Annotated in this window: 9 protein-coding genes; 6 read left to right on the top strand and 3 right to left on the bottom strand. The window is 34.5% G+C overall.

The window, feature by feature from the left end:
- Positions 1-8: 8 nt before the first annotated feature.
- From BLQ93_RS04160 to BLQ93_RS04150, 3 genes are read right to left on the bottom strand one after another with little or no spacing between them, the layout of a single operon-like run.
- On the bottom strand, positions 9-491 hold the full coding sequence (locus BLQ93_RS04160; protein WP_092128380.1) for a V4R domain-containing protein: 483 nt from the start codon (positions 489-491) through the stop codon (positions 9-11).
- Positions 492-546: 55 nt separating this feature from the next.
- Positions 547-2,592, bottom strand: a complete 2,046-nt coding sequence (locus tag BLQ93_RS04155) for an autotransporter domain-containing protein (protein WP_092128378.1) — start codon at positions 2,590-2,592, stop codon at positions 547-549.
- Between the two features lie 12 nt (positions 2,593-2,604).
- Positions 2,605-3,999, bottom strand: coding sequence for an OmpP1/FadL family transporter (locus BLQ93_RS04150; protein ID WP_092128377.1), 1,395 nt, complete (start codon positions 3,997-3,999; stop codon positions 2,605-2,607).
- Positions 4,000-4,165: 166 nt separating this feature from the next.
- On the opposite strand from BLQ93_RS04150, the gene BLQ93_RS04145 reads away from it, so the two are divergent.
- Genes BLQ93_RS04145 through BLQ93_RS04120 form a run of 6 tightly spaced genes read left to right on the top strand, consistent with a single transcriptional unit; the run spans position 4,166 to position 13,563 of the window.
- Positions 4,166-6,001 carry an AMP-dependent synthetase/ligase gene (locus BLQ93_RS04145; RefSeq protein WP_092128375.1) on the top strand — a complete coding sequence of 612 codons (1,836 nt, stop codon included), beginning with the start codon at positions 4,166-4,168 and terminating at the stop codon, positions 5,999-6,001.
- 42 nt (positions 6,002-6,043) lie between these two features.
- Complete coding sequence (locus BLQ93_RS04140; RefSeq protein ID WP_092128374.1) at positions 6,044-8,380, top strand: 3-hydroxyacyl-CoA dehydrogenase/enoyl-CoA hydratase family protein; 2,337 nt, start codon at positions 6,044-6,046, stop codon at positions 8,378-8,380.
- Between the two features lie 12 nt (positions 8,381-8,392).
- The gene (locus BLQ93_RS04135; RefSeq protein ID WP_092128372.1) at positions 8,393-9,562 is read left to right on the top strand and encodes a thiolase family protein; all 1,170 of its coding nucleotides are present in this window, start codon (positions 8,393-8,395) and stop codon (positions 9,560-9,562) included.
- 17 nt (positions 9,563-9,579) lie between these two features.
- Positions 9,580-11,340: an acyl-CoA dehydrogenase family protein gene (locus BLQ93_RS04130; RefSeq protein WP_092128370.1), complete on the top strand. Its 1,761-nt coding sequence runs from the start codon at positions 9,580-9,582 to the stop codon at positions 11,338-11,340.
- 40 nt (positions 11,341-11,380) lie between these two features.
- Positions 11,381-12,610: an acyl-CoA dehydrogenase family protein gene (locus BLQ93_RS04125; protein WP_092128369.1), complete on the top strand. Its 1,230-nt coding sequence runs from the start codon at positions 11,381-11,383 to the stop codon at positions 12,608-12,610.
- Positions 12,611-12,612: 2 nt separating this feature from the next.
- The gene (locus BLQ93_RS04120) at positions 12,613-13,563 is read left to right on the top strand and encodes an MBL fold metallo-hydrolase (protein WP_092128367.1); all 951 of its coding nucleotides are present in this window, start codon (positions 12,613-12,615) and stop codon (positions 13,561-13,563) included.
- Positions 13,564-13,613 lie beyond the last annotated feature (50 nt).

Raw genomic sequence — 13,613 nt, 5'->3', positions numbered from 1 at the left:
AGATTTAATTATTTGCGTTTTACTTCAAATATGCACTCACTAAAACCTTGTGCTATACACTGAGTTTCTTTTGGCTCCCAGCTTCCACCCAAAAATTCTTCTAGCATACCAGCTATAGTGCCGCCAAGTGGTAAACAGGTAGGTTTTTTACTTTCTATGCCTTCTGCAAAAACAGAGTGTTGAGCTTTAAAGTTTACAGAGTTTTCAGATATATTGAATACTACCATTTTACATTGTTTTGATTCTTCAAAATAAGAAATTATGCATTCTTTTACATCTTCTAAACTCAAGTTGTCACCAAGAATCTCTTTTATATGACTTGCTGCTTTTTTGCCTGCCTTTTTGCCACTTAAAACAAACATACCCCCAAGACCAAAACCAGCTAATTTAATCAGTTGCGAAAAAAAATCCCTAAATACATTCTTTGGCAAAATAAAGCCTTCTTCTTCCACATACTGATTTGTTTTAGCTCTTATTTCTTCTTTTTGCATATTATTTAACCCCCTTAAAAAGGCAGAAAGAAGATCTTTCTGCCTGAATTGTTAATTAAAATTTATAACCTACTTGAGCCCAAATACTGTGATCTGCGCTATTTTTTTTATCAAAAGTGCTTGAATAATTAATATTTGCTGATAACCTATTTGACATAAATGCATCAACTCCAAACTTGGCAACACCCCAATTTCTTGAATAATCAGCATATTGACTTGTGAGAGCTATAGATGGTTCATCCTGGAAATAACTGTCAAATTCCCCACCTCTTCCATTTAACTTGGACTTCATTTCAACAGAAATATTAGGAACTATGGTAATTGATCCTAGATTAGCTTCATATTGGGCTTTTAAACCTATTGTGCTCAACAGTCTTGACAAATCTTGCCTGTTAACACTCATGTTTAGAGCAGGGTCACCTGTTAAATCGTATGAATGAATACTAACATTGGTAGCGCTTAGCCCAATGCTTGGGATAAAGCTAAAATTGTTTAGTTTGAAGTTATATCCACCGTTTGTTTCAAAGTTAATATAATTTCCCCTTACACTTGAATTGCCAATACTGCTTATTACACCTGGGTGAGAAATTTTTGTGAAATTTGCCAAACCATAGTCAAGTTGGGCGTTTAGAAAAAAATTATTAAACTTATACAATCCGTATAAAGCCAGCTGGTAAACATTAGCTTCAAGCGTACCAGCAGAATCATTGAGACTTGCGTAGTTGTTGCCATAACCGATTGAAGCTCCAACCATTAAATTCGGATTTATCCAATAATCTCCACCTAATGCAAAAGTGCTTATATTGTAATCAAAACCTATGGTATTATCAGAATCATCTTTCCAGCCTGAATTGTAGCTTCCAGAAATGTAGAAGTTAGGTCCACTGTTTGCATTATTTAATTTAATTATGTTTTGATTGGATGATTTTTTTGCAATAAATGAGTTTATCCTGTTGTTTATTAATGAACTAAATGCATCAGAATTTGCTTCGATAAGTCTTGCTGGGGCAGTTAAAGAATAAAAGTTATTAACCGCGCTTGACACATATCTTGCAATTATACTGTGCATGTAAGCTGTAGGGTGAACACCGTCCCAAAAAAGATAACGAGAATAATTAGGATCGCCATTTAAGTAGGCAAGCATACCTTCATCTGTAGTATTTACTAAACCGTAAGCCTTTGTGTTACTAACAAGCTCGTTAAACAGCACTTCTCCATTTAGTGTTATAATATTAAGACCTGTTTGATTGTGAATATTTGAAAGTGCTTGCTGTAAATAGATATTATAAAGTTGAGTGTATGCTGATGCTAACGCCTGTACCTGAGGTCCGCCTTGGATTGCGGATGGCGTGTCTTGTAATGGCGGAAGCGTTAAGACAACCATTTGTTTTGCTCCAAGCTTTGATAGCTCAGCTATACCTTGGGCCGTTTGAGGCACTGCAGTTTGGATAGCATTTCCAATAAGCACACCCATTGCTTTCGTAGGATCATTTGTTTGCTGATATACTGTGATTATTTGATTTAACAAGGCAGGAGATATTCCAGCAGTTATAGCATAACTTGGGTCATTTGTTGCAATTGTTTTTTGAAGTGCCTGCGTCTGAGCTGCTGTTACAAAAAAATTATTTGCCCCAATCCAAACGCCAATTAGGTCGTTTGATTTAAACCTGCCACCAGCGTTAGCAAAATTTTGAACTTCTGTTAAAAAGCTTGGCAACTGTGGATTTGTAAATAATCCCTGACTTGCAAATGAACTCCAATATGTGTTTTCTAAATTGTTGAACACTCCAGGCTGGCCGTTTAAACCCTCAGTGCTTATTGGTCCAGTAAAAGCACCGCCTACAGCAAAATCATTTGACGGAATAAATCTAAAATTTGATATTAATGGAAAATCTTCTGCCCATACAGGGCCATTTGAAAATCTGTTTTTATAGTAAGGTGCTGGTGGCAAAGGATAGCCAGTCAATTTTGGTATGTTGCCATTATCGCTTAAACTATCGCCAAAAACAAACCAGTTGCCAAAAGCTTGCGCAGATTTAAAATTTGTTAATAGAAAAATTAGAAAAAAAACAGCTATTAACTTATTTTTATTTTTAAACATTTTAATCACCTATTAAAACACATATGTAACGTTTAAACCGTAACCCCAAATGTGAGCTTTAGCATTAACATCAGTTGATTGCTGTGGCAATACTCCAGGTATGCCATATGTAGCATTTAAGTTTTTAGAATTAGATATGTTTCTGTTTCCTGCGGTTGTTGAATAAAATACATCCGTGTCAATCTTCCAACGTTTAAAGTTTAATCCAACACCACCTGTAAACATGTACTTGTTTGCATCAGGCCACTGGGCATCAAATGTAGAAGAAGGAATAGGTGTGGGGTCATAGTAAAAGCCTCCACGCAAAGCAAGCATTTCGATTGGTTTGTATTCAATACCGAATTTTATTGTGTTTGTATCTTTCCAGTCTCTTGGGAAATACTCACTTGATTTTATTCCGAATAATGGCTGGCTAAAGTAAACTGTATATCCTCCTACAACGCTCCATCTAGTCCAAAGCCAATCCACTTCAAATCGCAGTTTATCAGATGGTTTTATATTAACACCAAGCTGAAACTGATCTGGCGCATCTACATCAGTGGAAGCGCTAAGTTGCTGATTTGCTATGCTTGCTGTTAAAGGATTTGTGTATTGTACTTGCGCAGTGCCAGTTAAATGCGTGTGCGTCATACTTCTGTATGTAGCACCAAGTGTTAACCACTCTACAGGTTTATACATAATACCTAAGTTCCAGGAAAAATTATGATAATCGGCTAAATTGGTTTTTACAGCTGCATTGCTTGTTAAGGGTAAACCAGTTTTTGCACTTTGTTGAGCAGTTAAAAGCGGTACACCAAACGCATACCTTTCTACACCACTTTGCGTTGTGCCTATGTTTATTGCGCCTCCTATAAATAAATTATCTGTAATTTTATAACCTGCGCCAAAAGCAAAAACTTCCCTGTAGTACCAGGATTTATAAGAGTTGTAAGAAAGGGGATTTAAAGGGCTATTTGTCCAACTAATCGATAATCCAAAAGGCACATATACACCAAAGCCCAGTGTCAATTTTTTGCTAACAGGCAAAGCAATGCCAAAGTTTGGTATAGTCATTGTAGCAGAATTGTCCGTAAAAGAGCCAAAAGAAGTACCACCGGGACTTACTCCAATTGGAGAATATGGATTTGGCGTTGGGTATACACCAAGAGGTTCTACACTCATGCTGTTTACAGTTAAAAACGGTTTTACATTTTCAAAACCAAGTGTCACTTCGGGTTTATTAATCTGGGCAAGACCAGCTGGGTTATAGTATAGAGCAAATGGATCATTTGCCCAGGCAGCATATGCACCACCCAAAGAAGTAGCTTTTGCTCCTATACCGTACGTGTCAACATTACCAGCAAATGCCTTTACAGACAGTATCAACCCTAGACTTGCAAGTATAGCAACTTTAGACAACTTTTTCATAAAACCCCCTATTAAACAAAATTTTAATTAACCTTATACAAAAAAATTTAATAAAAGTCAATAGTAACTTAATTATTTTAAATTTAACCGTAACTTAAAAATTATACTTGACATTTACGTAAAAGATTGATATATTTTATTTAATAAAATTTAGCAGGGGGAATTTATGGAAAACTGGCCATACAAATCATTACCAGATATGCTAAAACAAAATGCTATTGCTTTCAAAGACAAGATTGCAATAGCATACAAAAAAGGTGGCGGTATAACAAAATTTACTTATGAAGATTTTTACAAGTTTACTTTAATGGTGTCAAGAGGACTAAAAAAATTAGGAATTAATCCAAAAGATAAAGTAGCTATATTATCAGAAACAAGACCTATGTGGTCTTTGGCAGATTTTGGTATTATGAATATTGGTGCTATTGTAGTACCGATATATCATACCAATACACCAGAGCAAATTGCTTACATTATCAACCATTCAGAAGCAAGGGCTATTTTTGTTTCTGATAAAACTCAATATTTGAAATTGCTTGAAGTAAAAGACCAGATTCCAAGTATAGAATTTGTCATAGCTCATGATAGATTTTTGGGTGATAAAAAACTACCTCTTATTACTTTTTATCAAGTTTCAGAAATTTCAGAACCGCTCATTCAAAATGAACAAAAAGAAATAGAATCTTATATCGATAGTATAGATATTGAAGATACTTTTACAATTATATATACGTCAGGCACAACTGCTGAGCCAAAAGGTGTTGAGTTAACACATAAAAACCTTATCTCAAATATCTACTACATTAATAAAAAAGCAAAAGATCTAATAAACTCAAATGATATATTTCTAACATTTTTGCCTTTTAGTCATATTCTTGGCAGAGCTGATAGCTATTACTTACCGCTTGCATATGGCTCACAAATTGCATTTGCAGAAAGTATAGAAAAAATTGCCGATAATATTTTGGAGTTTAAACCCACAATAATAGTTACGGTACCAAGACTTTTAGAAAAAATATATTCCAAAATTTTAGATAGCGTCCACCATGCAAGTAATTTCAAAAAAAACCTTTTCCATACAGCATTAACTATAGCTAAACAGTATATAGATGCAAAATATGTAAACAAAAACCTCACTTCTAATTTGGAATTTAAATATAAGATTTTTGATAAACTTGTATTTTCAAAAGTCAGAGAAAAATTAGGACTTGTTAACTTCAAAACATTTGTTTCCGGTGGTGCACCACTTGAAATAGAAGTTAACAAATTCTTTTGGGGTTTGGGTATTAAAGTGTTAGAAGGATTTGGTTTAACAGAAACCTCACCTGTATTGTGCGTAAATACTTTTGATAAGATAAAATTTGGTTCAGTAGGAACTTTAATAGAAAATACCCAGGTAAAAGTAGCACCGGATGGTGAATTATTGTTTAAAGGGCCACAAATTACAAAAGGCTATTACAAAGCCCCTGATTTAAACAAAGAAGCATTTGACGAAGATGGATTTTTTAAAACTGGTGATATTGGTAAAGTTGATGAAGAAGGCTTTATTTATATTACAGATAGAAAAAAAGAACTTATAGTTACAGCAGGCGGTAAAAATATTGCGCCAGCTCCTATTGAAAATGCACTTAAGTTATCCAAGTACATTTCAAATGCATATGTCTATGGTGATAGAAAACCGTACTTGGTAGCTTTAGTTACAATGAATATTGAGCGAGTCTTAGAGTTTGCAAAAGAAAATCATCTGCATTATTTTGATATAGCAGACCTTTCAAAAAATCAAAAAATACTTGATCTATTTAAAGCTGAAATTGAATCGGTAAACAAAACATTGGCAAGATACGAAACTATAAAAAAGTTTTCAATTCTACCCCACGATTTTAGTATTGAAGGCGGTGAATTAACACCAACTTTGAAATTAAAGCGAAGAATAATATATAAAAAATACATGGATAAAATTGAATGCTTGTACACAGAAGAGGGCAATTGCTTTAGTTGCTAAAAGGAGGTTTATGATAATGTTTGACAAAAGGAGGTTTTTGGAATGAGAGAAATTAACAAAGTCGCCGTCCTTGGCGCAGGAGTTATGGGTTCTACGATTGCAGCACATCTGGCAAATGCTGGTATTGAAGTTTTACTTTTAGACTTACCTAGCGACGATGACCCAAATAAAATTGCCAAAGCTGGCTTGGATGCTGCTTTAAAAGCAAAGCCTGCTGCTTTTTATTTGCCAGATTATTCATCTTTTATAAAAGTGGGTAACTTTAGAGATGATATACCAAAAGTTAAGGATTATGATTGGGTTATAGAAGTAGTAGTCGAAAGGATGGATATTAAAAAATCTCTCTTGAATCAACTTGCACCACATTTAAATCCAAATAATGTTTTTTCGAGCAATACAAGTGGCCTTTCAATAAATGAAATGGCAGAGACATTACCAGAAAATTTAAGAAAGAATTTTTTAATTACACATTTTTTTAACCCGCCAAGATACATGAGGCTTTTGGAAATTGTACCATCAAAGTATACTGATCCTAAAATTGTAAAAGATATGGCGGAATTTATTTCACACAGGCTTGGTAAAGGTATAGTTTATGCTAAAGACACACCAAATTTTGTTGCCAACAGGATCGGTGTATATTCCATATTTAATGGAATAAAGCACATGCTTGATATGGGATTAACTGTTGAAGAAGTTGACGCAATAGCAGGGCCAGCCACCGCAAGAGCAAAAAGTGCTGCATTTAGAACATCTGATTTAGTTGGTACAGATACAATGGTGCATGTTGCAAACAATACTTATGAATTGCTAAAAGATGACGATGAAAGAGAAATTTTCAGGGTGCCAGAGTTTTTAAATTACATGGTTGAAAAAAAACTGCTTGGCAATAAAACAAAACAGGGCTTTTATAAAAAAGAAAAGGTAGACGGCAAAAATGTAACTTATTATTTTGATTACAATAAAAAAGAGTATGTTTTGTCCCAAAAACCAAAATTTGCATCAATAGAGATGACAAAACAAATTGATGATAAAGCTCAAGCTTTAAAAACACTTATATCATCTAATGATAAAGCAGCTCAATATGCATGGAAAAACATACGCGATACAATTATTTATGCTGCAAAACGTATACCAGAAATTGCTGATGATGTAGTTAATATCGATAATGCCATGAAATGGGGATTCAACTGGGAGCTTGGACCATTTGAGATGCTTGATGCAATTGGAATTAAATATTTTGTTGATAGATGCGAAAAAGAATCTATAAAATTTCCAGAATGGCTAAAAGATATAGATCGAATATATAAAATTGAAAATGGCAAAAAATATTACTATGATTGTATAGGAAAAACTTACAAAGAATTAGAATTGCCAAAAACACAAATAAATCTTGAATTGCTCAAATCAGCAAATAAAGTTGTAGAAAAAAATTCTGGTGCAAGTTTAATTGATTTAGGTGATGGTGTATTTTGCCTTGAATTTCATACAAAAATGAACGCAATTGGAGCTGAAATTATTACAATGATAAACAAATCACTTGCAAGAGCTCAAAGTGATGGCATAGGTCTTGTTATTGCAAACCAAGGTAAATTGTTTTCAGCTGGTGCTAATTTAATGCTAATTGCAAGCCTAATTGCAGAAGGCGATTTTGCACAAATCTCACAAGCTGTAAAAACATTCCAAAAGGCTTCCATGAGTATCAAATATGCAAAAGTGCCGGTTGTTGCAGCGCCATTTAATTTAACATTGGGTGGCGGTTGCGAGATCAGTCTTCACTCTGATGCCATAGTTGCACATGCAGAAACATACATGGGTCTTGTAGAAGTAGGCGTTGGATTGATACCAGGTGGTGGTGGTACAAAAGAAATGACACTTAGATCAATTGAAGAGGCAAATTTATACAATGCTGATGTTTCTGCATTTGTATTCAAAGCTTTCCAGAATATTGCAATGGCAAAAGTTTCTATGAGTGCAGATGAGTTATTCCAATTAGGTTATTTACGACGTGGCGATTCCATAACAATGAACATTGATAATTTGATCTTTGATGCAAAACAAAAAGTTATAGCACTATCTACAAACTATAGACCACAAAAACCCAAAGAAAATTTAAGCGCACCAGGAAGAAGCGTAGCAGCAAGCATCAAGGCACAATTGTGGAACATGAAAATGGGAGGCTATATAACTGAATATGAAGAGTACCTTGGTGGGCTTATTGCAAATGTAATGACAGGCGGTGATGTGCCAGCAGGCACATTGATTACTGAAGAATATTTACTTGATTTAGAACGCGAAGCATTTTTGAAAGCTTGCGGTAATAAAAAAACACTGGAGCGTATACAACATATGCTAAAAACCGGTAAACCATTAAGGAATTAAGGAGGAAAAAACATGAAAAGTGCATATATTTTAACTGCGTACAGGACAGCAGGGTGCAAAGCAAAAAAAGGTAAATTCAAAGATACAAGGCCTGATGATCTGGCTGCAGCAGCCATAAGAGGTCTTATTGATAGAACAGGCATTGAAGAAGCATATATTCAAGATGTGATTTTGGGATGCGCATTTCCAGAAGCAGAGCAGGGCATGAATGTAGCACGTATTGCTTCTCACAAAGCTGGGCTTTCTTATGAGATACCTGCTCAAACTGTAAATAGATTTTGTTCTTCTGGTTTGCAGGCAATAGCAACTGCTGCAGAGCGTATTATGGCTGGTTTTGCAGACTGCATTATAGCAGGCGGTGTTGAAAGTATGACAATGGTTCCAATGGGCGGCAATAAATACAGCGCAAACCCGGCTTTAGTTGAAACATGGCCAGAAGTATATGCTGCAATGGGTATAACTGCAGAACTTGTAGCAGAAAAATTTAACATAACAAGGGAAGACCAGGATGTTTTTGGCTACAATAGTCAGATGAAAGCAGCTGCTTCATTGGAAAAGTTTAAAGAAGAAATTATACCTGTTGAAATAGAAAAGGTTTCTATAGTCGATGGCAAGGTTAAAAAAGAAAAAGAAATCGTGGATATAGATGATGGTGTAAGAGCTGACACTACACTTGAGGCTTTACAAAAATTAAAGCCTGCCTTTAAAGTAAATGGTACTGTAACAGCTGGTAATGCTTCCCAAATGACAGATGGTGCTGCAGCAGTGTTTGTTGTATCAGAAGACTTTTTAAAGAAAATAAACAAAGCACCAATGGCAAGATTTGTGGGTTTTGCTGTTAAAGGTGTACCACCTGAAATTATGGGTATTGGTCCAACTGCTGCCATACCCGAGGTTTTAAAGCTTACTGGTTTGTCATTGAACGATATAGGTTTAATTGAGTTAAATGAAGCTTTTGCATCACAATCCATCTATTGCATAAGAAAACTTGGACTTGATGAATCTATTGTTAATGTTAATGGTGGTGCTATAGCGCTTGGTCACCCACTTGGCTGCACCGGTGCAAAACTTACAACAACACTTTTGCATGAAATGAAAAGAAGAAATAATGTTAAATACGGTTTAGTGTCTATGTGCATTGGTGGCGGTATGGGCGCTGCTGGAATTTTTGAAAAAGTATAAATTTTTAGGAGGTTATCATGAAAGGTGGAGAATTTATCATTAAAGAAACTGATAAAAATGAAATAACTATACCAGAGGAAATTACTCAAGAGCAAAAACAAATGGCAGAAACTGCAGAAGCATTTGTTACAAATGAAATATTACCAAATATTGATGAAATAGATAAACATAACCTGGATTTGCTAAAATCATACCTTGCAAAAGCTGCTGAGCTAGGTTTTTTGGGAATCTATGCACCAGAAGAGTATGATGGAGTCGATTTAGATACAAAAACTACAATTGCAATAGCTGATAAAATGGGTGCTGCGGGCTCTTTTGCTGTGGCATTTGCAGCGCACGTTGGCATTGGAAGCTTACCGTTAATCTACTTTGGTACAAAAACGCAAAAAGACAAATACCTTAAAAAACTTGCAACTGGCGAATGGATTGCAGCATATTGTTTGACTGAACCAGATGCAGGCAGTGATGCTATGAATATTACTACTTATGCAACACTTTCGGAAGATGGCAAGTATTACATTTTGAATGGTTCAAAAACCTATATTACAAATGGAGGCATAGCAAACTTATTTACTGTGTTTGCAAAAATTAATAAAACAGATTATGCAGCATTTTTAGTAGAACGCAGCTTTGAAGGCGTAAGCATAGGCAGAGAAGAAGACAAAATGGGCATAAGGGGTTCATCCACCACACCTGTGATGTTTGATAATGTAAAAGTACCTGTTGAAAATCTACTTGGTGAGATTGGAAAAGGCTATAAAGTAGCATTCAGTGTTTTGGATGAAGGGAGGTTTTTGCTATCTGTTGCTGCAATTGGCGGAGCTAAAGTAGCTCTTCAGGAAGCCATCAAATACGGTAATCAAAGAAAGCAATTTAAGCTACCTATTACAAAATTTGGCGCAATAAAAGAAAAAATTGCAGATATGATTACAAAAATTTATGCAGGCGAAGCACTAAATTACAGACTTGCAGATCTCTACGACAAAGAAATTCAAAAAATAAACCATGATGATCCAAATTATTATGTAAAAAAACAAAAAGCTCTCGAAGAATACAGTATAGAGTGCTCGATATCAAAAATTTACGGTAGTGAAGCACTTGATTTTGTTGTAGACGAAACTGTTCAAATTTTTGGTGGTTATGGATTTATAAAAGATTACCCTGCAGAAAGATTCTATAGAGATGCAAGAATAAACAGAATCTTTGAAGGTACAAATGAGATTAACAGGCTACTTGTACCTGGCATAATGCTAAAAAAAGCTATGAAAAACGAGCTTCCATTGCAGCAGAGTGCAATGGCGGCATTTGAAGCACTAATAACACCGTCTTTTGATGAAATTGATGAAACAAAAAAATATTCCGTTGAAAAAAATCTTATAAAAAATTTAAAAACTTTGTATCTAGCTTTAAGTGGTATGGCAGTTCAAAAATACTTGGATAGTATTAAAAAAGAAGAAGAAGTTCTTTTTGCTTTAGCTGATATTGCAATAAACATTTTTGCTCTGGAAAGTGCTGTTTTAAGGGCAGATAAAGCACAAGATATTGTAAACCCAAATAAACTGCCTTTATATGACAGTGTTGTTAAAACAGTTGCTTTTGAGTGCACAAACAATGTTGAAATAGCTGCAAAAAAGGCTGCGTTTTATATTGGAGGCGATGCATTACAAAGCATTTTAAGTGGTATTAGGCGTTTTACAAAATATGATGCAAATGACTTACTTGAAGCTAAAAGACTGTTAGCAGATACTGCAATAGATCAAGAAAAATACATATTTTAATTTAAAAGGAGGCTTAATGCCTCCTTTTTTTGGGTGATCTATGTACAATGTAATTTTAAATGAAAATCAAAAAAAGATTTTTGAAGAAGCAAGTGAGTTTGTAAAAAGTGTTGACAAACAATTGCTTATTGATATGGACGCAGATTTAATAGAATACCCAAGACAAACCATTAAAAAGCTTGGAGATTTGAATTTACTTGGTATAAGGTTTGAAAAAGAATTTGGTGGCAGAAATTTAAGCTGGCAAGAAGAAGTAGTTTTAATTGAAGAAATCGGCATTCTTGGTGCTGCTTTGTCGTGCGCTAGCGTAATGCCTTCAATTGTAGGTGAGGCGATCTCAAAATTTGGGAGCAATTATCAGAAAGAAAAATATTTAAAACCTACATTAAAAGGAGATTTAATTTGTGCAGAAGGCCTAACAGAACCAAGAGGTGGTTCTGATTTTTTTGGCGCAACAACCATAGCTAAAAAAGACGGCAACAAATGGATTTTAAATGGACAGAAAAGATTTATTGTAGGCGCAAAAGGCGCAGATTATTTTTTGATTTATGCTAAAACCAATTTTTCAAACGATTACAAGCAAAATATGAGCGCATTTTTGGTTGACAAAAATCAAGTTAGTGTGGAAAATCTATATGAGCTTATGGGAGCAAGAGGAGCCGGCACGGGCAGAATTGTACTAAAAAACGCGATTGTTGGCGAAGAAAATCTAATTGGTAAAGAAAACGAAGGCTCAAAAATATTCTATCAAATGATGATACCAGAACGTTTAACTACTGCAGCAGGGGCGTTGGGTATTGCTAAAGCAAGCCTGGAAATTGCACTTTCCTACTCAAAAAACAGGAAAGCCTTTGGTCAGCCAATAAAAAATTTTGAAGCGGTAAGCTTTAAAATAGCTCAATCAAGCGCATTACTTGATGCAGCAAGATCCCTTGTGCACACAGCAGCAAAAGCAGTTGATGAATTGCAAGACTCAAGTATTCAACGCAGACTTGTAAGCGAAGCAAAGCGATTTTCTACACAAGCAGCATGGGAGATTGTAAACAATGCGATGCAAATTATGGGTGGCATTGGCTATACTAATGTTTATCCTATTGAAAGATACCTCAGAGACACACGATTGATGATGATCTGGACTGGCACAAACGAAATTATGGATTTAATAGTTCAGCACGAATTATATAAAGAGTTGGACAAAATGCGAATCAAACGCGATATAGAAAACGATGCCAAATCATCTGACAAAATAGAAGAAAAGGTATTTGAGTAAAAATGGATAGGCACACGCTTGATACACCTTATCCTGTTGGTCCTGTGCATTTTTATACCTGTGAGTTAAGTGGCGATATAATTATGTTTGACACAGGACCATACACATTTGTTGCACTTGACTATATCAAAAAAAACATCAATTTAAACAGATTGAAATACGTATTTATTACGCACTCTCACGCTGATCACTATGGGCTTGAAAATTTTATTGCAAAAAACTCACAGGCTAGAATTTTTATGCCAAAAATGGATCACCTTAAATTTACAAATCTTCAAACAAGGATAGAAATTTCTAAAAAGCTGCTTTTAAAGTATGGCTTTAGTACAGATTACATTGAAAAAATAAAAGTTATGCTTTTGAATTTTGTAAACAGTGTACCTTTACCCATAAATTATGAAATTTTAGAAGAATCAAAGTTTGATATTGACTTAAATTATATGTTTTGCCCTGGTCACTCCAAAAGTGATGCAGTTTATTTATTTAACGGTTATGCAATAACAGGTGATTGCCTGCTAAATAATATTTTTCAAACGCCATTGCTTGATGTTGACTATGATAAAAATGATAGGTTCAATAATTATGAAGCCTATTGTTCTACTTTACTAAAATTTCCAATTTTAGAAAAATATACGATTTTACCAGGACACAGAAAACATAGCTCCATTGAAGAAATTGTAGTTTTCTATGTAACAAAAATTATTGAAAGAGCAAGTCTTATTCAAGACCATTGCGATAAATTAGTATTCGATATTATAAAAAATACAATTCCTTATGCTCTAAATGACCCATTTACTGCCTATATAAAAGCATCAGAAGTATTGTTTTTTCTTGATTTTTTATTAAACCCGTACTTATTGAAAGAAAGTCTTGAAAAAATAAATATAATAGACAGCCACCTTTTGAGAATGTTTGATAGGATTTTTCTAAAAAAAGTTTACCAAAAAAATTAAGTTTATCAAAAAAATTAAATTAAACTTGAAATTAAACTTTTCAAATATAT

The organism is Desulfurella multipotens (assembly GCF_900101285.1).
GTDB classification, from domain to species: Bacteria; Campylobacterota_A; Desulfurellia; order Desulfurellales; family Desulfurellaceae; genus Desulfurella; species Desulfurella acetivorans.
Note: the sequence above shows the minus strand (reverse complement) of the source record. Positions and strands in the feature narration are given on the sequence as shown.